Origin of the sequence: Sorangium sp. So ce385, assembly GCF_051474135.1 — a bacterium.
GTDB lineage: Bacteria > Myxococcota_A > Polyangia > Polyangiales > Polyangiaceae > Sorangium > Sorangium cellulosum_D.
This window is the reverse complement of record NZ_CP150337.1, coordinates 9,332,277-9,352,369: the sequence shown is the minus strand read 5'-3', so window position 1 is coordinate 9,352,369 and position 20,093 is coordinate 9,332,277. Positions and strand designations below refer to the sequence as shown.

The following is a 20,093-nucleotide window of genomic DNA, read 5'->3' as shown; positions in this document are numbered from 1 at the left end:
GAATCCGACATGATCGAAGGAGCCTGTTTAGCCAGGGGTACATAATGCGCGGCAGGGAGTTCGCCGATCTGACAGCGTTCGCGGCCATCGTGGAGCACGGGAGCTTCGCCCGCGCGGCGGCGCACCTGCGGGTCTCGCCGTCGGCCCTGAGCCAGACCATCCGGGGGCTGGAGGAGCGGCTCGGCGTGCGCCTCCTGAACCGCACCACGCGCAGCGTCGCGCCGAGCGAGGCGGGGGCGCGGCTGCTCTCGCGGCTCTCGCCGGCGCTGACCGAGCTGGAGGCGGCGGTCGCCGACGTAAGGGCGCTCCGGGACCGGCCGTCGGGCGTGCTCCGGATCAACACGGCGCGGGTCGCGGCGGTCTGGTGCCTCGCCCCGCTGCTCGGCCCGTTCCACGAGGAGCACCCGGAGATCGTGGTCGACGTGGTGGTCGAGGACGCGATCGCCGACATCGTCGCGCGCCGCTTCGACGCCGGGGTCCGCCTGGGCGAGCGCCTCGAGCGGGACATGGTGGCCGTGAGGCTGAGCGGCGATTTCTCGATGATGGCGGTGGCGTCGCCGGGCTATCTGGCGCGCCACGGCGTCCCCGCGACCCCGCGCGATCTGCACCGGCACCGCTGCATCAACACGCGCTGGCCGACCGACGGCAGCCTGTACCGGTGGGAGTTCGAGAAGGGGAAGCAGTCCCTCGAGGTCGCCGTCGAGGGCCCGCTCATCGTCAACGACGTCGACCTCGCGCTGCGCGCCGCGGTCGACGGCGTCGGCATCGCGTACGTGTTCGACGAGCAAGCGAGGCCGCTCGTCGAGGCCGGGAGGCTGACGCGCGTCCTGGAGCCCTGGTCGCCGTCGTTCCCGGGCTTTTACCTCTACTACCCGAGCCGCCGGCAGACGCCCCCCGCGCTGCGGGCGTTCGTCGACTTCCTGCGCCGCGCGGTCCCGCCGGAGAAGAAAGCGCGACGCGCCCGTCCGGCCGCTGGCGCGAAGAACCTTGAATGAGCTCGGAATTTTCTTCCGGACTCCGATGTCCTCGTGCCCACATCGTTGAGGCTGTGGACTTGGGGGGGAGCGTCCGCTCTACTGTCGCTTCGGCACCCCCATCGGGGGCCGCCCGTGCGCGGTGTGACCCGGCGATGATCACGGCGCCGCTTCGCGGGAATAAGGACGAGATTTTTCCTTCGGAGGATGCGAGCATGAGGTCAGCACCCCTTACCCTTCTACTCTCGGCGTTCCTTTGTGCTCTCGGCTGTTCGGACGGCGACGGGGGAGGGGAGAACGGCGGCGCGGGCCCGACGAGCGGCCCCGGCGGCACGACGAGCGGATCCGGCGGCACGACCGCCACGACCGGCGGCACGACGAGCGGCCCCGGCGGCACGACGTCCACGACCGCGGGCCCGACGAGCGGCTCCGGCGGCGCGGGCGGCGACATGGCCGGCTCGGGCGGCATGGGCGGCGCCGGCGGCTCGGGCGGCAGCGGCGGCGCTGACGCCCGGATCCCTGCCGCGAGCGCCAGCTCGCTCCGGGAGGCCGGCTCGAAGGCGAACCCCCCCATCCTCATCGGCGCGGCCATCTCCGGCTCCGGGCTCAACGACGGGAACTACAAGCGCGTCGCCGCTGCCGAGCACGACTACGTGACGGCGGAGAACGAGATGAAGTGGGACGCGCTGGAGCCCCAGCCGGGGAGCTTCAACTACGGCGCCGCGGACAACATCGTCAACTGGGCGACGAGCAATGGAATGAAGGTCAAGGGCCACACCCTGGTGTGGCACAACCAGCTGCCGGGGTGGGCGAACTCCCTGTCTGGGTCGGCCGCGGTGGAGCAAGCCATCCGCAGGCACATCGAGAACGTCATGGGCCACTTCAAGAGCAAGATCAAGCACTGGGACGTGGTCAACGAGGCGGTCATCACCGACAGCGACACGGGCGTCGGCAATCCCCGCATGAGGCCCTCGGTGTTCTTCAACGCGATGGGGGCGGAGTTCATCGATTTCGCTTTCCAGGTCGCGAGGGAGCAGGACCCGGAAGCCAAGCTCTATTACAACGACTACAGCATCGACGCGCTCAACGATAAGGCCGATTACGTCTACGAGATGATCAAGGGGATGGTCGATCGGGGCGTCCCGATCGACGGCGTCGGGTTCCAGATGCACATCGGACCGCCGAACAACGAGGCCGGCGGGCCGGACGTGGCGGCGAACCTGAAGCGCTTCTCCGATCTGGGCCTGGAGGTGCTGATCTCCGAGATGGACATCAACCGTTGCGGTGGTGTGGTGACCGCCGAGGAGCAGCTCACGTACTACCACGACATCGTCGAGGCCTGCTTCTCGCTGCCCAAGTGCGTCGCCATCACGTTCTGGGGGATCAACGACGGCAGGTCGTGGCTCAACAGCTGGAGCGGGGCCCTGTGCAACGGGCAGAGCTCGCAGTCGCTGCTCTTCAATGATCAGTACCAGAAGAAGGAGACCTACAACAGGGTGCTGGAGGCCCTGCTCGGCCGTTAGCGACTCCCTCGCGCCGCGCGGCGCGCTCGGCCGCGCGGCGCCCGACCCCGCACGCGCGGCGGTGGTCGCGATGATGGGCGCCCCCACGCGCATGCGTGGGGGCGCGCGTTGCACGTGCGCCGAGCGTGTCGAGCGATGAGCGCGAGCGCGAAGCGCGCGCCTCGCCAGCGGGACAGGGGGCGACGTCAGCGACGCGCGCGCCGCCCTTCCAGGATCACGGCGCCTCCAGGGGGAGCTCCTCGTTGGGCAGGCCGACCGACCAGTGCCCCTGGACGATCTTCCACTGCCCGCTCTCCTTGCGGAACACGAGGCTCAGCCGGGTCGGGACGTCGCCGCCCAGGAAAGCGAACGTCGGGTCGTCCGCCACCCAGGCGACGTTGCCCTCCTGCTGCAGCTGGAGGAGCCCTCCGGTGGCCTCGATCGGGAGGCCCCCGTCGTTCGGGTATCCCAGGCCATCGAGGAAGATGAACATGTCCTGCCACCATTGAACGATGGCGTCGTGGCCGGCATAGACCTCCCCGGGCGCCGTGCCGAGGAACAGCGCGTTCGGGCTGGTCGAGATGATACCTTCGATGAAATCGAGATCACCGGTGGTGGACGCCTGGTAGAACTGGTTGACCAGGCTCGCGATCTGGGTGTGCTCCGGGACGGTGAGGCAGGTGGGCACGGCCTCGGCGCTATTCATCGTGCCACCGAGCGCCAGCATGGCCGCCGACGCTGCGGCCACATGAATGACTTTGCTCATCAAACCGTTCTTCATGTCCATTCTCCTTCGCTGGATTCACCACGAGGGCGCGGCATGTGTCATGGATGCCGCCTTGATTGCGGCGAGCAGACGATGCGTCCTCACGCAGCGCGAAGCTCGTGGCAGCGGCGATCGTCCTCTCCCCTCTGCCAGCGGCAGAAGGGCGCAACCAGGTGCGTTGGGAAGGTCGACGCCGCTGCTCGGCCTCGCTCCGGGGGGCAAAGCACCCGACGTGCCAAGCGCAGAAACGGCTCGATTTCTCGATCCGTCGCTCTCCATGCGCCGGACGGCGCGCCGCTCGCCGCGAAATGCGGCCCATTTCACCGTGACATGTCACGGATCGCGCCGTGACATGTCACGGATCGCAGGATTATGGCGTGACACTCGTCGGCCGGGCTTCGGGCGAGCGAAGGGGCGCCCGGCTCGCGCCGCACCAGGCCGGCGCGGCGCTGCGCCGGCGGGGTGCAGGCCCCGCTCCTCCGGCGTCGGCTCAGTTGGTGCCCGTGTACTTGAACTCCAGGATCGCTCCCGGGTTGCTCAGCGCCGATGTGGCCCCGCCGGTCGGCCCGCTGGTGCTCCCCTGGCTGTCCGTGATCACGTAGACCGTCAGGCCATCCGGGCTCAGCGCGAGATCGCGGTAGCGGTTGGTGGTCTGGAAGTGGACGACCGGCTCGCCCGCGACGGGGGCTCCGGTGGAGCTCATCTTCACCCGGTACACCGCGCCCTTCTTGAGGGTGGTCATCAGGAGCGAGCCCTCCCACCCGGGGATGCCGAGCCCGGCGGCATAGGTGTGGAGCGAGGAGGGCGCGATCGTCGGCCAGCAGATGTAATCGTTGCCCCCGCACGCCGGATCCTTGAAGTTGTAGCCGTTCGGTACGGTGTAGAAGGTGGCGAGCGGCGGCGTGAAATCGGGGTGGCTCCAGGCGCTCTCCTGCTGCCGGGGGACCGAGGAAGGGGGCGTGTAGTCGTTCCACGCGAGCGACGAGCACGGCGTCGGGCTCGACGCGGACCAGTTGTCGTACGTATAAGCCTGGCTGTCCTTGTAGCCGGCGACGTGCGGCCAGCCGTAGTTCTTGCCGGGCTGGATGAGGTTGAGCTCGTCGTCGCTCTTGGGCCCATGCTCGGCCGCGTAGAGCTTGCCGTCGAGCAACGTGAGGCCCTGCGGGTTGCGGTGGCCGTACGAGTAGACGTGGCTGCGGACGCCGGCGATCTGCGGGTTGTCGCCCGGGATCGAGCCGTCGAGGTTGAGGCGCAGGATCTTGCCGGCGTACTTCGACCAGTCCTGCGCCGCGACCTCGGTCGCCGTGGGCAGGTCCTGCGCGCCGACCGGCAGGCACTTCCTGTTGAACTGGTTGTTCCCCTGGTCCCCGACGGTGTAATAGAGCTTCTGATCGGGGCCGAACAGGAGCCGCGCGGAGTTGTGATCGTCGCTCCCGGGCAGGCCCGTGATGATGTCGACGGGGCTGCCCAGGGTCTTGGTCGTGGCGTCGTACGTGTAGCGACGGATCTTCGCCCTGCGGCTCACCGATGAGTTCGGATCGACGTCATAGGTGTAGGAGACGTACACATAGTCGTTGCCCGTGCCCTGGAGCAGATCCGGGTGCAGGGCGAGGCCCAGCACCCCGTCCTGTCCTCCCGACTGGTACGCTTCCGTGATGGTGACCGCGGTCGTCTTCTGGCCGTCCGAGGGTCTGACGCGCACGACCCGCTTCCCCACGCGCTCGGTCAACCACAGATAGCCGTCCGGCCCCCAGACGATCCGCATCGGAAACGACAGCCCGCGCACGATCTCGCGCGACGTGAAGCCGGCGTCCAGGCCCGCGCGCGCCTCGGCGACGGGCTCGTTCTCGGCAGCCCCAGGGTCGTGCGCTCCGAACGGACCGTCCAGGGGGGCCTCGGAGCCACACCCGATGAGACTCCACGAAGCCGCGGAGAGCAAACCAACCTGAGCCAGAAAGACCGTTGAGCGACGTGAGAGAGATGCGGACATTGGATTACCTCGCTGTTTGTTTCAAAGGACGGCGCTGACCACGTCCCACCGTTCCAGGGCCCGGCGGACGGGTTGAGCGGGCTTCCGACGTGAAACCGCGGATCGCAGGGCGTCCGTTGCGTCGTGCCCTGCCAGGCAGAGGTCTTTACTATGGGCGGCGATTGTCAAGTTGAATCTGCAATGCAACGTGAATGGCCCGGCGTACGCATGTGGCGACTGCGACGCTGACGCAAGGACCAGTCAGGCGATTATTCAACGACAGGTCAGGTGAACCATGTAGCAATGGCAGGTCGGTGAACATGCGATTGGCAGGCTCAGGTGAACCAGGTAGGCGGCAGCAGCTGCGCTGCGAAGCGGATGTCCCACGATCGGAAGCTCCCCGCCGAGGCCGCCGCTGCGCGCCGGCGCGCTCGCAGCTGTCGGCTCGAGCGGACGCGCCCGAAGCGATCGCGGGCGCCGGGCGGCTCCACCGGACTGGACAGGCGCCGGGTCCCCGGCCTCCGCGGAGGCCGCGCCACGAAGCCCGGACCATCGGATCGAAAACCCCGCCCTGCCGGCAGCACGCGAAGGGCGGTACTCCTTCGCTGCAGGCGGTCCGAGCGACCGTCGGCCGAGGAGAAGGCGAGATGGGGACGCACGAACACGAAAAGAGCGCGGTGGCCTTCGGGCGCGAGCGCGCGTTGGGCTACGACGACCAAGTGAACCGCTTCTGGCCGGGTTACGGCGTCCTGCTCCAGGTCGCCGCCGAGGTGATCGCCGCAGCGCTCCCGGACGACGAGGCCGCGTCGCTGCTGATGGTCGGCATCGGGACCGGGAGCGAGGTGAAGCCGTTCGCGCGCTACGTGGGGGCCGGCGTCCGTTTCACGGGCGTCGATCCCTCGCCGGAGATGCTCGCCGTCGCGAGAGAGAAGCTCGCGGCGGAGGGCCTCCTCGAGCCGACGAGCCTGCACGCCTGCGAGCTGCGCGAGCTCGCGCGCGGGCCCTTGTTCGACGGCGCCCAGATGATCGGCGTCCTGCACCACCTCCCGGGGGATGAGGCTCGCCTGGAGCTGCTCCGGGAGATCGCCGGGCGGCTGAAGCCGGGGGCGCCCTTCGTGATCGGCTGCCGGACCGGGGACGATCCGCGGCTGATGGCCGTCGAGGAGCGTCGGGCCTCCGCGGGGGGGTGGCCCCCCGAGGCGGCGGAGCAACGGCGCAAGGCCATGGCGTCGCTGAGGGTCCCGGCCTCGGATGAGGAGGTCTTCGCGCTCCTTTCCCGAGCAGGCTTCGTGGAGCCTTGTTTGATCTTCGGGGAGCTGCACATCAAGGTCTGGGTGACGCGCTACGCGCCGTCCACGATCGGCGCGTGACGTGGCGGGACGCGGAGCCACGGCTCCGCCGGATGAGCTCGACGCGCTCTCCTAGCGGCGGGGCGACGCGGTCTCCAGGCCGCCCACCTTCGCGGCCGCGCGCCTCAGGAAGCCCGCGATCGCCCGCGCCGACGCCTCCGGCGCGAGCTGCAGCACGAGGTGCGGGGCGTCGACCGTGACGCACTCCAGGTCGGGCCGCAGCCGGCGGAGCTCGCGCAGCACGCGCGGCGGCACCAGCGCGTCGCCCGCGGCGCCCAGGTAGAGCAGCGGCGCGGCGCAGCGCTGGAGCGGCGCGCGCGCGTCGACCGAGAGCACCTCGCGCACGCGCGCCGCCATCACCGCGGGATCGACGGTCTCGACGTTCGCGGCCACGCGCTCGAGCCACGCGGCGTCGGCGCGCGCGCCGACGAGGTAGCGCCGCGCGACGAGCTCCGGGGCGCGGCGGCGGAAGAGCCACGGGCCGACGAGGTGCCGCGCGAGCGACGGGACGAGCCACACCGGGTTCGTGACGAAGGTGGCGACGAGCGCCACGCCGACGAGCTGGCCGGCGCGCCGGCAGGCCAGCCGGAGCGCGAGCGGCCCCGAGAACGACTCGCCGAGCAGCGCGTACGGCCCGTCCGCGGGCAGGCGCGCCGCGACCAGCGCCTCGAGCGCGTCGTAGTCGAGCGCCCGGTCGGCAGGGTAGGAGACCACCTCCGGCGCGATGTCGGCGGACTCGGCGGACAGCGCCTCGACGAACGGCGCGAAGAGCGCGCCGGTGCCGTCGAGGCCCGGGAGGAGCAAGAGCCGCAGCGGCGCGGTCACCGGCGCGAGCATCGCCGAGCCTCGGCCGGGCGGCAATCCAGCGCGGCGGCCGCGCGCGGCGCCCGCGGCGTCGCGTCGGCGCCCCCGCGCGCCCCGCGGCGTCCCCCGCGCGCCCCGCGGCGTCCCCCGGCGCCTCGTGGAAGGGTTGGCTCGTCCCGCGCGCTCGGCTATGCGGGGGCCCATGGCGCTCCACCCCCTCGCGGGCCGTAAAGCCCCGCCCGATGTGCTGATCGATCCGGACAAGCTGCGCGCGCAGTACTACAGCGAGCGCCCCGACCCGAGCGATCCGCAGCAGCGCGTCGCCTTCGGCACCTCCGGCCACCGCGGCTCGGCCGCGCGGCGCAGCTTCAACGAGGCGCACGTCCTCGCGGTCGCGCAGGCCATCTGCGACTACCGCGCGAAGCAGGGCACCACGGGCTCGCTCTACCTCGGCATGGACACCCACGCGCTCTCCGAGCCGGCGCAGCGCTCCGTCATCGAGGTCCTCGCCGCCAACGGCGTCGACGTCCTCATCGCCGAGCGCAACGGCGTCACGCCGACGCCGGTCATCTCGCACGCGATCCTCACCCAGAACCGCGGCCGCACCTCGAAGCTCGCGGACGGCGTGGTGATCACGCCCTCGCACAACCCGCCCGACGACGGCGGCATCAAGTACAACCCGCCGAACGGCGGGCCCGCCGACACCGCCGTCACCGGCTGGATCGAGGACCGCGCCAACGAGCTGCTCCGCGCCGGCAACGCGGGCGTGAAGCGCATGCCCTACGAGGCCGCGCTGCACGCGCCGACGACGCACCCCTACGACTACATCGGCTCTTACGTCGCCGATCTCGGCAACGTCGTGGATCTCGAGGCCGTGCGCGGCGCGAAGCTGCGCCTCGGCGTCGATCCGCTCGGCGGCTCGAACATCGCGTACTGGGCGCCGATCGCCGAGAAATTCGGGCTGGATCTCACCGTGGTGAACCAGGCCGTCGACCCCACCTTCAGCTTCATGCCGCTCGATCACGACGGCAAGATCCGCATGGACTGCTCGTCTCCGTACGCGATGGCGAACCTCATCGCGCTCAAGGACGACTACGATCTCGCGTTCGGCAACGACGCCGACTCGGATCGCCACGGCATCGTCACGCGCAGCGCCGGGCTGATGAACCCGAACCACTACCTCGCCGTGGCGGTGTCCTACCTCTACCAGAACCGCCCCGCGTGGCGGGCCGACGCGGCCGTGGGCAAGACGCTCGTCTCGAGCAGCATGATCGACCGGGTGGCGAAGCACCTCGGCCGGCCGCTGCGCGAGGTGCCGGTCGGCTTCAAGTGGTTCGTCGACGGGCTGCTCGACGGCTCGCTCGGCTTCGGCGGCGAGGAGAGCGCGGGGGCCTCGTTCCTGCGGCGGAACGGGCAGGTGTGGTCGACGGACAAGGACGGCATCATCCTCGACCTGCTCGCCGCCGAGATCCTCGCGCGCACCGGCCGCGACCCGGCCGAGCACTACCGCGACCTGACCCAGCGCTTCGGCGCGCCGCTCTACACCCGCATCGACGCGCCGGCGACGCCGGCCGAGAAGAGCGTGCTGAAGAAGCTCTCCCCCGACGCGGTGCGCGCCCAGAGCCTCGCGGGCGAGCCGATCACCGCGAAGCTCACGCGCGCGCCGGGCAACGGCGGCGAGATCGGCGGGCTCAAGGTCGTCGCCGAGAACGGCTGGTTCGCCGCGCGGCCCTCGGGCACCGAGGACGTCTACAAGATCTACGCGGAGAGCTTCAAGGACCAGGCGCACCTCGACCGCATCCTCGACGAGGCGCGCGCGATGGTCGCCGACGCGCTGTCGGCGAAGTGAGCGCGGGCGCGCGGGCGGCGCTCGCCGCGCTCAGAAGCGCTTGCCGAGCCCGGCGAGCGGCCGCACCGCGAACTCGGCGCTGACGGGGCCGCTCTCCCCCGACCCGCGCCTCGCCCGCTGGAAGAAATAGGTCTGGGCGTCGACCTGGCCGAGCAGGTAGAACCCCGCCGGCAGGTCGACCGTCAGGCCGAGCCCGCTGCCGAGGAAACCGACGAAGCTCGTCCGCGGCGCGGCCACCCCCCGCGTCTCGAACTCCTGACGGAGGAGCCCCGCGCCCAGGCTCACGCCCACGTCGAGCGTCACCCAGGGAAAGTCCCACGCGTGGGCGACCCGGACCTCGAGGTCGAGCTGCTCGCGGCTCGCCCGCAGCGCGTCGTTCTCGAAGCCGCCGCGGCAGGCGCCCAGGCGCGGCATGACGCTGAGCTGGCGGAGCTCGAGCGTGTAGCCCGCGAAGACGCCGTGGCACGGCGACTCGCCCTCGTCGAACGCTGTGCGCAGCCGGTAGCCCGCCTGCACGCCGTGCGTGGCGTCCGCGCCCTCCTGGCCCTTGCGCACGAGGCGCGCGTACTCCGCCCGGGAGAGCATCGCGTCCTCCACGCGGATCGCCTTGCCCGCCTCCACCGCGATCTCGCCCTCGAGCAGGTGATCCTGGCCGCGCCCCCGCACGAAGTAGCGCCCCGGCTTCACGCTGAGCCGGCGCGACACGTCCGTCGCCGCGACCTCGGCGACGACCGGGCCGTGGCTGCCGCCGTCCAGGAGCAGGTACGTCCTGCCCGCGGGCAGCTCGACGGTGCCCCGGTGCGCGGCGCTCGCGGGCAGCGCGGTGAGGGCGAGCTTGCCCTGGCCGCGCAGCTCGTACCGGAACGTCGGGTGCTGCGTCCCGGCCAGCGTCCGGCTCGTGGCGCGGATGGTCGCCTCGGAGACGTGCCGGTAGGCCTCGTCGAGCGTGACCACGCCGTTCCGGTCGTCGTCGGCCGCGCCCAGGAGCCCCGAGGCGAGGTAGTGCGTGAAGAACGAGCCCCCCAGCGCATCGGACTCCTGCGCATCCTCGTTGGCCGAGCTCGCCGTCAAGAACACGACCCCCTCGCCCGCGAGGCGCGCGTCGGTCCTGATCGTCAGCGGCGGCGCGGCCGTCCCGCCCTTCACGCGCGTGAGGGCGCCGGAGCGGCAGGCGTCGACGACGACGAGCCGGAAATGCGCCGCGGAGCCGCGCGCGAGCTGCTCCAGCTCCGGGAGATCCAGGAGCGTGTTGCCCAGGTGGAGCGCGCGGGCGTCGCCGTGGCCCGAGTAGTAGACGACCAGCACCGCCTCGACGCCCCCGCCGGTGATGTCCTGGCGGATGCGGCTGTTCATGGAGATCAGGGCGCGGCGCATCGCCTCGGCGTTGCCGCCGCGCAGGAGCGTCACATTGGCCGGCGAGAAGCCGCCGAGCCCCACCAGCACGTCGTGCATCTTGAGGGCGTCGGCCTCGGCGTACCGCAGCTCGACCTCGCCCCGGAGGCCCGCGTTGTTGCCGGCGATCACCGCGTACCGCTCGACCCGCGCGAGCGCGGCCTGCGCCGCGAGCAGCGCCGCGCAGGCGAGGGCGAAGGCGGTGATCCTCGGCGCCGAGGCGCGGCTCACCGGGCCGCCCGCTTGTCGAGCGAGACGCGATCGACGCGGCAGCCCTCGGGCGCGGGAGGGCGCTCCGGCGCGGCCTCGAGCGCGGCGCGGAGGGGCTCGAGGGCGACGGGGGTCTCGCAGAACAGGCCGTAGACGGTCTCCGCGCCGAGCGTCTCGTCGAGCACGACGCTGCTCGGCAGCGGCACCTGCTCGCCGGGCTCGATGGGCGCCGCGACGTCCCCCGCCGGGAAGTAGACGCTCGCCTTGCGGGCGCCGTCGACGCTGAGCAGGGCGAAGAAGCCCGCGTCCACGGTGGAGTAGGTGAACTGGAGCCTGTCGTTCGGGTGGACCACCTCGCCCGGCCCGCCCGGCGCGAGGGCGTCTCCCCGCGCGACGTAGAACCCGATCCGGCCGCTGCCCCCCTTGATGCGCGCGCCCTGCGCCGCCGGCGGAGGCCGCGCGCCCCGGTCGTCGCCGCGCTGCTCCTCGCGCGGCTGGACGCCGACGTTCAGGGCCACCGCGAGGACGGCCGCGGCGCCGAGCGCCGCCGTGACGGCGGGGACGAGGGCCCGCGCGCGGAGCCCGGCGGGGATGAGGGCCCGCGGCCGGAGCCGCCGGACCGCGGGCGCTGCGGCCGGCGGCGCCGGAGGGGCGCGCAGCGGGGGAGGAGCGGCGAGGAACGCGGCGCGACCCGCCTCGATCTCGGCGAGGCGCCCCGCGCACCGCCCGCAGCCGTCGAGGTGCGCGCGGGTGGCCTGCTCCTCGGCCGCAGCGAGCTCGCCGGCGAGCAGGCGGTCGAAGCGCAGATCCGACGGACAGCCCTCGGGGCGAGATCTCTCGAACGGGATCATGCAGGCCTCCTCTCCAGGGCTTCCGCCCACCGCTTCACGCGGGCGAGGAGGTCGCCCACGTGCCGCCGTGAACAGCCCATGATCGTCGCGATCTCCTCATGAGTGCTCTCGTCGATGTAGTAGTAGACGGCCGCCTGAGCCAGCTCGTCGGGGAGCTCGGCGAGGAGCCGCGCGGCCTGCACCGTCTGCTCCGCGCGCGGGGCGCCGACGTCGCTCGACGGCATGCCCGACCCGAGCAGGCGCGCGCGGTTCTTGCGGTCGCGGATGCGGTTGAGGCAGCGGTGCGTCGTGGCGCTGTAAAGCCACGTCGCGGGCGAGCTCCGCTGCTCGAACTGCCCGGGGGACTGGACGAGCGACAGGAACACCTCCTGCAGCACGTCGCGCGACTCCTCCTCCGAGCCGAGCAGCGCGCGGGCCCGGCGGAGCACGTGGTGCCCGTGGGCCCGGTAAAGCCGCTCGACGTCCAGCTCGCCCTGCACCGGGCCCGACGCTACCATCGAAACCACATTCGCGACATGACCTGACCCGCTGGGCGCTCACCAGAGGTTCGCGGCGGCGAACTGTCGGGGTGGCGCGATCCTGATGGTCACCTCGGAATCGAACTCCTCCGGGTTGGGCACGAGGCGGTCGTCTGCGTCTCCGCCGTCTGCGACTCCGCAGCTCCTCGGGTCTGGCGTCGCCTTGCAGGCGTCGTAGGCCTGCAGCTCGGCCTCGGTCATGGGGGCCCACTTCATCAGGTGGTATCCGGCCGAGAGCGCGCCGCCCAGGAACCGCTCCGACTGGGTCCCCGGCTGGACGTCGGTCTCGACATAGACCAGCATGTACTCCTCGGCGAGGCCGGCAATGGAGGCGGGGTCGACGTTCGGGTCCAGGCCCTCCCTGAGGACGGCGATGTACCCGGTGCTGAACCGGCTCTCCGACGGACGCGTCCCGCCCAGCGTGAAGTCGTTCAGCGCCTCGGCGGGGGGCGGTACGTTCAGATCGATCCTGAACTCGGCGGGAAAGCTCCCGACCACCGGTGCGAGGTCGACGTGCCCGAAGTCGTCGACCAGGAAGTTGTAATTGAGGATGGCCGTGCGCAGGTGACCCCCGGTCGAGCCGCCCTCGTCGACGATGGCGCCCTGGATCGTGGCGAGCGGCTCGCCGCGGTACTCGGGATCGACCTGCGCGTCGCAGGCGAGGAGCAGGAAGGACGAGGCGGCGACGGCGGAGACGAACGGCAACCTGTTCATGAAGGGACTCCCTTGTTGAAGGACCGCCGTTAGGAACGCGAGCCCCCGGTTTCGGGCACGCTGCGCGCGTCGAAATCCTGCTCCCCGCCGCACGGAGCGCCGGCCGCGCCGCTGGGCTCTTCCGGCGCGGCGCGCCGCGCGGGCGCCGCCGCGCCTCAGAACAGCGACAGCTGCCGCTTCGCGCCGGTCATCGCGTCGAAGTCCGCCCCGCCCAGCCAACGGAGCACCGAGTCCGCGATCGGCTTGAGCTGCTGCGACACGTAGTGATCGTAGTCCGGCGGCGCCGTCGTCTGGCCGACCGGCTCGGGGCCCGCGCGCGTGATCACGTACGCCACGATCCGCCCCGCGTCCCCGCCCAGCTTGCGCGCCGCCTTCACGTGCGGCGGCGTCGTCTTCGTGTACGCGCCGAGCGGCTTGCGCAGCGCCTTCTTGTAGACGAGCTCCGCGTCGAACCGCCCCGCGCGGAGCTCCGCCACGAACGTCCGCACGAAGCCCTCGACCGGGCGATCGTGGAACACGAGCTCGAGCAGCTCCCGCTGGAAGCGCCGCGCGACCGCGCTCGCGTCGCGCCGGACCGCCTCGAGCCCGACGATCTCGAGCTTGCCGCCGCCCTCGCCGGCGACGAGGCCCGCGTAGCGCTTCTTGCTGCCCTGCGTCGCGCCGCGCAGCTCGGGCAGCAAGAAGCGCGCATAGACCTTCTCGAACTCGAGCTCCAGCCGGCTCTCGCACCCGAAGGTCCTCGCGATCTCGGCGGCGACCTCTGCCGAGACCGCGTCGCGGAGCTCCTCGGCGCGGGCGGCGGCGAGCGCGGCGTCCGGCTCGCCGATGTCGACGAAGAGCGAGTCGGTGTCGCCGTAGAGGACCCGGTGCCCGGCCCTCCGCACCGCCTCCGCCGTCAGCCGGATGACGTGCTGGCCGGCGCTCGTGATCGCGTTCGCGACGGCCGGGGAGAACAGGCGCGACGCCGGCGAGCCGAGCACGCCGAACAGCGAGTTCATGAGGATCTTGATCGCCATGGCGCCGCGCTCGTCGCCCGCCCGTCGCGCCTCGGCCCGCTCGTCCCAGAGGCGCGCGACGAGCTCGGGGAGGATGCCCGGCTCCCCGCGCCGGAACGCCGCGCCGCCCGGCGTCACGATGAGCGCCTCCGGCGGCGCCCCGTCCCCCGCCACGAACGTGAGCGGATCGATGTTGAACGTGCGGATGAGGCTCGGATACAGGCTCTTGTAATCGTAGACGACGATATTGCGGTACAGCCCCGGGATCGACTCGAGCACGAGGCCGCCGGCGATCTCGACCTCCTCGTCCGGCGCCCCCTGCGACACCGACGGCGCGACCTTGCCGCGGGCGCGGAGCGCGGGCAGGTACAGCGAGTCGATCGCGGCGATCTGCGCGCCCACGCGGTCGAGCTGCATGCCCGTGAGCAGGCTCCGCCGGACCGAGAGCTCGATGAGGCCGGTCTTCTCCAGGAGGTCCCGGACGAGGCGGGCGTCCTCGAGGTTGTACGCCGCCAGCAGCGCCGGGTCGTCCCGGTACGACGCCTCGATCTGCGCGCCCCGGTCGTCGGATTTGAACAGCTTGCCGCGCCCGAGGATCGTCTGCGCGGCGGTCTCGAGGCGGTAATCCTCGAGGCGCATGAAGGCGCTGCGGAGCAGCGCGAGGCCGTCGAGCACCACGCGCCCCGGGAGCACGGCGCGCGCCTCGCGCGAGAAGCCCGGGTCGCGCAGGATCGAGACCTCCTCGGGGCCCCGCCCGAGCGCGCACGAGAGCCCGGCGCGCCGGCAGTAGCGCTGGAGCGCCGGCAGGTCGAAATCCGGGATGTTCCAGCCGGTGAGGACGTCGGGATCCGCGTCCGCGACGTGCGCGAGGAACCGCTCGAGCAGCGTCCGCTCATCGGGAAAGCGCTCGACGTAGGCGGGCAGGCCGGACGGGACGGGCTCGTCCCGGACCAGCAGGCAGCGCTCGCCGCCCGCGCCGGCGACGGCGATGGCATAGAGCTGCTCGCCGTCGAGGCTCGTCTCGATGTCGAGCGACAGCACGCGCAGCGCCGGGACGAAGCTCGCGGGGAAGAGCTCCGGGTTCTTGTACACGCGCCCGACGCCCGGGCGCAGCTCGAACGGCCCGGAGACCGCGAACGCCCCGCGGATGCCGCGGTCGATGAGGAAGCGGTAGGCGAAGCGCACGTCCGCCTCGAGGGCGTCGGCGCCGGCCTCGGCGAGCTTGTCGCGCAGCGCCGCGACGTCCCGCGGGAGCGCGGCGAAGACGCGCAGCACCGGCTCGCCGTCGAGCGTCTCGAGCGCCTCCGGGGAGACGCGGTTGCCCGCGAGCCGCCGCGCGATGTCCGCGTCGCGCTCGCGCACGAAGAAGTACGGCCTGAACCTGTCCTCGATGACGAGCGCCGGCGTGCCGTCCTCCATCACCGCATACAGATGGACTTCCGGGCATCCGGCGACGACCCGGTACGTGGGCGTGAGGATGAAGCCGCGGTCGGGCATGTGCGGGTGCGCTGAGGCCTCCGGGCGAGCTCGTCGCCGGCGCGCGGGGCGGCCCGGGACCGCTCCGCGCCACGCCGCACTTGACCACCGGGACCGGCCCCCCGCAAGCCCCGTCTCACCCCCGGCGCCACGGATTTCCCGGAGGAGCGCGGCGGCCCCGGGAGCCGGGGCTCGCCGGAGAGGGTGCCTTTCGCGGAGGCGACGTCCCGGGGAGGGATGACGGCAGCCTATCCATCGCTTCCCGCGAAGGCATGAGACATGGCGCCGGAGGCCAGCCCGGGTGCGCGGCGACTGCCCTCGCTGTGCGCCCTCGCGCGCCGCGGTGAGCAGCGCTGTCCCGGCGATTCCGTCGAGAGCGGGTCCGCTGCTTGCTTGATGTTGGAGACGTAGTGACCCGCGGGTGTTCCATGGATCGGTCCGTGAGGCGCGCCGCGGAAAACAAGGAAGGGAATCCACCATGATGCGCCATCATTTCAGGCATCGGGTCGCGGTGATCGCCGCGCTCGCCGCGAGCGTCGTCGGCAGCTCTGCGCACGCGACCGGGCGGGGAGGTTACGCTCAGCAGCAAGGCGCGCAGATCTCCCAGCAGCAGCGGCCGCAGCAGCAGCGGCCGCAGCAGGCGATCCCGAAGCGCGCGCAACCACAGGTGTCGGACGGCGCCATCGCCGGGGTCGTCTCGGCGAGCAACCAGCTCGAGATCTCCATGGCGACGATCGGCCGCAAGCAGGCCCGGTCGAGCGAGGTCAAGGATTTCGCCTGTGAAATGCTCGAGGCCCACACCCAGGCGGAGCGCCGTCTGACCGCGCTCCTCCGGCGCCACAGGATCCAGGTGCAGCCGACGCGGGTGAGCGCGATGCTCGTCGGGCACGCGCCGCTCTTCGCGGCCTACCTCCGCCGGCAGCCGGCCCAGAAATTCGACCAGGCGTTCATGAACGCCCAGGTGATGACGCACCGCTATCAGCTGCGCATGCTGGACGAGCAGCTCATCCCGAAGGCGAAGGAGCCGGCCCTGAGGCAGGAGCTCCAGAGCGTGCGGGCGCAGGTGGTTCACCACCTGGAGCGGGCGCAGGCGATCCAGGCGAAGCTGGCGAAGCAGCAACAGGGCCGCTAGAACGCCGATCACGTCGAAATCCCCCGAAGGTCCGTTCATGGGGAGAGGACCGCGAGGGCGCAAGGCACGCAAGGGGAAGAGAGGAATATGATTCCAACTCTGTTCCTTTGCGTCTCTTGCGCCTCTTGCGTCTCTTGCGCCTCTTGCGCCTCTTGCGCCTCTTGCGCCCTTGCGTCTCTTGCGCCCTTGCGGCCTCTCCTTTCACTGCATGCGGGCGTCAGGGCGCGAACACCGCGCGCATGCACCCCTCCGCGCGCTCCTCGAACAGCCGGTATCCGCGCGGCCCGTCCTCCAGGCACATCCGGTGCGTCACGAGGTACGACGGATCGATGTCGCCGCGCTGGATGAGATCGAGCATCCTCGGGATGTACCGCTGTCCGTGCTGCTGTCCGGTCCTGACGATCAGGGCCTTGTTCATGAGCGCGCCGAGCGGGATCTTGTCGGCGAACCCGGAATAGACGCCCATGATCGACACCGTGCCTCCCTTGCGGCAGGCCAGCATCGCCTCGCGCAGCACGAGCGGGCGGTCGTTCTGCAGCCGGAACGTCTGCTTCACCCGATCGTACGCGTACTGCAGGCCCACGCCGTCGGCCTCCATGCCCACCGCGTCGATGCAGGCGTCGGGGCCGCGCCCGCCCGTCATCTCGCGGAGCGCCTCCTGCACGTCGACCTCGGCGTAGCTCAGCACCTCGGCGCCCCCGTGCGCCTTCGCCATCGCCAGGCGCTCCGGGACCCGGTCGATCGCGATGACGCGCTCGGCGCCGAGCAGATACGCGCTCTTGATCGCCATCTGACCGACCCCGCCGCACCCCCACACGGCCACGACGTGGCCCGGCCGGATGTCGCAGAGCTCGGCCCCCATGTAGCCGGTCGTGAGCGCGTCGGACGCGAACAGGGCGCTCTCGTCCCGCACCCCGTCGGGCACCTTGAACGCGCCGTGATCCGCGAACGGCACGCGCACGTACTCGGCGTGGCTCCCCGCGAACCCCCCGAAGGCGTGCGAGTAGCCGAAGATCGCCGCCGTCGTGTCCCCGAGGATCCTGTCCGCCACCACGTGGTGAGGGTTCGAGTTCTCGCAGAGCGACCACAGCTCGCTCTGGCAATACGCGCACTGCCCGCACCCGATGATCGACGACACCACGACCCGATCGCCCCGCCGCACCCGCTTCACCTCCGCGCCGGTCTCAACGACCTCGCCGAGGAACTCGTGCCCGAGGATGTCGCCCTCCTTCATCGTCGGGACGTACCCGTGGAGCAGGTGCAGATCCGAGCCGCAGACCGACGACAGCGAGACGCGGACGATGGCGTCGTGCGGGCTCAAAATCCTCGGCTCCCGCACCGACGCGACCGCGACGTCATTCACCCCGTTCCAGCAGATCGCTCGCATGATCACGTCCTTTCGCGGCCCGTCCGGCCGGACGGCTGCCCCACCGTCGTCGGGATCTCGCCGACCTCGATCCATTGCCTCAGCCGCCGCAGATCGCCCCTCAGCCGCCGCCTCGGCTCCTCCGCGAGCAGCTTGCCGGCCGCCCGCGCGAGCCACCCCTTCGGCCGCGCGCCCGGCAGGACCGCCCGGATCTCCGTGCCCCGCTCTCCCGGCGCGTCGGCGAGCGACACGATCCCCGTCCGCATGCGCTCCCGGCCTCCCACGCCGGCCGCCCAGATCGTCGAGGTCGCCTCGGCCACGCCCATCTCCACGCGCGCGATCCGCTGCAGGTACCGCCGCACGCCCTCCGCGTCGCGCAGCGCGCCCAGCACCGCCGCGCGCGCCCTGCTCACCGTGACGCTGCTCGCGACCCGCGGCGCGGGGACGCCGAGCGCCCGCAACACCGGCGCCGCAGCCAGGATCCCGAGGGCCGGCCGATCCTCGGACAGGCCGGAGATCCGCTCGTAGGCGCGGTAGGCCGCCGTCTCCACGCGGCTCCAGAGCCGCCTCGCGATTCCGCTCCTCCCCGGCAGCGGCGCGCACGGCGCGGGCTGCCCCGCGGCGAACCCCTGCTCGCCGGGCGCGGCCCTCTCCTGCGCTGCCGGCGGCGCGCCCGCGCTCCTCTCCCGGCCCGCGCTCTCTTCCGCCCGCTGCGCGCTCTCTTCCGCTCGCTGCGCGGTCTCTCCCGCCCGCTGCGCGGTCTCTCCCGCTCGCTGCGCGGTCTCTCCCGCCCGCTGCGCGGTCTCTCCCGCCCGCTGCGCGGCGGCGTGCGCTCGCAGGACAGCCTTCCTTTTTGCCATCTTTCCCCCCTCGAGCCTCGTCAGAGAGCCCGCGAAGGCGCGTTGCAAGCAGGCGGCCACTTGCGATGATCCAGCCGCTCACGTCTCAACGGTCCTCCGGACACGCCACCGCCGTTGCGAGCGGCCCGAGTCGGGAACTCCGGGCGAGCGGCCCCATCGCGGCGCGCGAGAGGAAAGAGGAAAGCAGATTGCAGCGTGGAAAGAAGAAGGTTGCGGTGTCAGAAATTCCGGGCGATACTCGGCGCGCCCGGACGTCGTTCATTCACACGTTGTCCGGACTTAAGGTACGTCCTGATTAGCCTAAGGTAGATTACGGAGACGCTATGAAGAATCGAATTTTCCTGCGTAGCTTGAACTTGGCGTTGTGTGGTCTTGCGGTCGCGGCCTTCGCGGCGTGCGGCGACGACGGGGACGGTGGCTCGGGCGGCGCCGGCGGCGGCGGCACCAGCACCACCACCTCTTCGGCCAGCGGGAGCCCGTCGACCACGAGCACGGGGAGCACGGAGCCCTCCACCACCTCGACCACCACGGCCGCCTCGACCACCTCCGCGACGACCGGCTCGGGCGGCGGTCCCCAGACCCTCGAGATGATCGATGACATGGAGGACGACGACAACGCCATCGAGGCCGCGGGGGGCCGGCTCGGTTACTGGTACACCTTCAATGACAAGACGGAGGGGGCCACGCAGAACCCTCCGCCCGATCCGACGGGGACCGGCGAGACGCCTTTCACCATGACGGCTCTCGAGCCGGCGCGCGGGCAGAGCAAGTTCGCGGCGCGCTCGTGGGGCTCGGGCTTCACGGGCTGGGGCATCGGGTTCGGCTTCGATCTGAAGAGCGATGCCGGAGCGAAGACGCCCTATGACGCCTCGGCGTACACCGGAATCACGTTCTGGGCCAAGGTCGGCCCGGGCGCCAGCACGACCGCGAGCGTCCTGATCACGGACCCGGGCACGGATACCGTCGGCGGCGTCTGCACGGACGAGTGCGACGCTTGGCAAAAGTCGCTCGCCGGCATCTCCGAGGAGTGGCAGCAGTTCACCATTCCCTTCGCGGACCTGAAGCAGGGCGGCTGGGGCACGCCGGCGGGCACCACCGAGATCGACGCGACGAAGCTCTACTCGATCCAGTTCCAGGTCGGCATGGCGGAGTCGTTCGACATCTACATCGACGACCTCGCCTTCTATAACTGAGCGCCCTCGCGCCGGCCTCCCCCCCGGGCGCCCTCGCGCCCGGGGGCCTTCATTCAGTCTGCGCCTTTCGCGCTTCCCCGGGCCGCCCGAGCGACCGCCCGGGCCGCGCTGCCCCTGCGCGCGCAGGCAAAATAAGTGCTTGCATCGCGGGCGCGTCCCGGGCAAACGTGGCC

At 71.6% G+C, this 20,093-nt stretch carries 17 protein-coding genes; 6 read left to right on the top strand and 11 right to left on the bottom strand.

Features of this window, described 5'->3' with window-relative positions; translation table 11 throughout:
* Positions 1-44 precede the first annotated feature (44 nt).
* Positions 45-995, top strand: coding sequence for a LysR family transcriptional regulator (locus tag WME83_RS33935; RefSeq protein WP_437313860.1), 951 nt, complete (start codon positions 45-47; stop codon positions 993-995).
* A 194-nt stretch (positions 996-1,189) separates the two neighbouring features.
* Positions 1,190-2,497, top strand: coding sequence for an endo-1,4-beta-xylanase (locus tag WME83_RS33930; protein WP_437313859.1), 1,308 nt, complete (start codon positions 1,190-1,192; stop codon positions 2,495-2,497).
* Between the two features lie 214 nt (positions 2,498-2,711).
* Here the strand turns inward: WME83_RS33930 and WME83_RS33925 are convergent, their stop codons facing one another.
* Both WME83_RS33925 and WME83_RS33920 read right to left on the bottom strand, forming a co-directional pair.
* Positions 2,712-3,257 carry a nuclear transport factor 2 family protein gene (locus WME83_RS33925; protein WP_437313858.1) on the bottom strand — a complete coding sequence of 182 codons (546 nt, stop codon included), beginning with the start codon at positions 3,255-3,257 and terminating at the stop codon, positions 2,712-2,714.
* Positions 3,258-3,732: 475 nt separating this feature from the next.
* Positions 3,733-5,181, bottom strand: a complete 1,449-nt coding sequence (locus WME83_RS33920; RefSeq protein WP_437313857.1) for a glucose/sorbosone family PQQ-dependent dehydrogenase — start codon at positions 5,179-5,181, stop codon at positions 3,733-3,735.
* Between the two features lie 677 nt (positions 5,182-5,858).
* On the opposite strand from WME83_RS33920, the gene WME83_RS33915 reads away from it, so the two are divergent.
* Positions 5,859-6,581: a methyltransferase gene (locus WME83_RS33915; protein ID WP_437313856.1), complete on the top strand. Its 723-nt coding sequence runs from the start codon at positions 5,859-5,861 to the stop codon at positions 6,579-6,581.
* 51 nt (positions 6,582-6,632) lie between these two features.
* On the opposite strand, the gene WME83_RS33910 is transcribed toward WME83_RS33915, so the two are convergent.
* Positions 6,633-7,397, bottom strand: a complete 765-nt coding sequence (locus WME83_RS33910; protein ID WP_437313855.1) for an alpha/beta fold hydrolase — start codon at positions 7,395-7,397, stop codon at positions 6,633-6,635.
* Between the two features lie 169 nt (positions 7,398-7,566).
* Here WME83_RS33910 and pgm point away from each other — a divergent pair, with 169 nt between their 5' ends.
* Positions 7,567-9,213, top strand: coding sequence for a phosphoglucomutase (alpha-D-glucose-1,6-bisphosphate-dependent) (gene pgm, locus WME83_RS33905; protein ID WP_437313854.1), 1,647 nt, complete (start codon positions 7,567-7,569; stop codon positions 9,211-9,213).
* Between the two features lie 30 nt (positions 9,214-9,243).
* Here the strand turns inward: pgm and WME83_RS33900 are convergent, their stop codons facing one another.
* From WME83_RS33900 to WME83_RS33880, 5 genes are all read right to left on the bottom strand, one after another.
* Positions 9,244-10,836 (bottom strand): caspase family protein, encoded by a 1,593-nt coding sequence (locus WME83_RS33900; protein ID WP_437313853.1) that lies wholly within the window; start codon positions 10,834-10,836, stop codon positions 9,244-9,246.
* Positions 10,833-11,666, bottom strand: coding sequence for a DUF4384 domain-containing protein (locus tag WME83_RS33895; protein ID WP_437313852.1), 834 nt, complete (start codon positions 11,664-11,666; stop codon positions 10,833-10,835). The genes WME83_RS33900 and WME83_RS33895 overlap by 4 nt, the downstream gene beginning before the upstream one ends.
* Positions 11,663-12,163 carry an RNA polymerase sigma factor gene (locus WME83_RS33890; protein ID WP_437313851.1) on the bottom strand — a complete coding sequence of 167 codons (501 nt, stop codon included), beginning with the start codon at positions 12,161-12,163 and terminating at the stop codon, positions 11,663-11,665. Before WME83_RS33890 ends, WME83_RS33895 begins: the two co-directional genes overlap by 4 nt.
* A gap of 39 nt (positions 12,164-12,202) precedes the next feature.
* The gene (locus WME83_RS33885) at positions 12,203-12,898 is read right to left on the bottom strand and encodes a hypothetical protein (RefSeq protein WP_437313850.1); all 696 of its coding nucleotides are present in this window, start codon (positions 12,896-12,898) and stop codon (positions 12,203-12,205) included.
* A 155-nt stretch (positions 12,899-13,053) separates the two neighbouring features.
* Positions 13,054-15,390 (bottom strand): DNA polymerase II, encoded by a 2,337-nt coding sequence (locus tag WME83_RS33880; RefSeq protein WP_437313849.1) that lies wholly within the window; start codon positions 15,388-15,390, stop codon positions 13,054-13,056.
* Positions 15,391-15,847: 457 nt separating this feature from the next.
* Between WME83_RS33880 and WME83_RS33875 the strand changes: the two genes are divergently transcribed.
* Entirely contained in the window at positions 15,848-16,501 is a 654-nt protein-coding gene (locus tag WME83_RS33875) for a DUF4142 domain-containing protein (protein WP_437313848.1), read from the top strand.
* Positions 16,502-16,718: 217 nt separating this feature from the next.
* Here WME83_RS33875 and WME83_RS33870 read toward each other — a convergent pair whose 3' ends face one another.
* The 3 genes from WME83_RS33870 to WME83_RS33860 all read right to left on the bottom strand — a co-directional run bounded on the left by WME83_RS33870 (position 16,719) and on the right by WME83_RS33860 (position 19,328).
* Entirely contained in the window at positions 16,719-17,888 is a 1,170-nt protein-coding gene (locus WME83_RS33870; RefSeq protein WP_437313847.1) for a zinc-dependent alcohol dehydrogenase, read from the bottom strand.
* Positions 17,889-17,890: 2 nt separating this feature from the next.
* Positions 17,891-18,727, bottom strand: a complete 837-nt coding sequence (locus WME83_RS33865; RefSeq protein WP_437313846.1) for a hypothetical protein — start codon at positions 18,725-18,727, stop codon at positions 17,891-17,893.
* Between the two features lie 310 nt (positions 18,728-19,037).
* Positions 19,038-19,328: a hypothetical protein gene (locus WME83_RS33860; protein WP_437313845.1), complete on the bottom strand. Its 291-nt coding sequence runs from the start codon at positions 19,326-19,328 to the stop codon at positions 19,038-19,040.
* Between WME83_RS33860 and WME83_RS33855 the strand changes: the two genes are divergently transcribed.
* On the top strand, positions 19,327-19,920 hold the full coding sequence (locus WME83_RS33855) for a hypothetical protein (RefSeq protein ID WP_437313844.1): 594 nt from the start codon (positions 19,327-19,329) through the stop codon (positions 19,918-19,920). The genes WME83_RS33860 and WME83_RS33855 overlap by 2 nt on opposite strands.
* Positions 19,921-20,093: the final 173 nt, after the last annotated feature.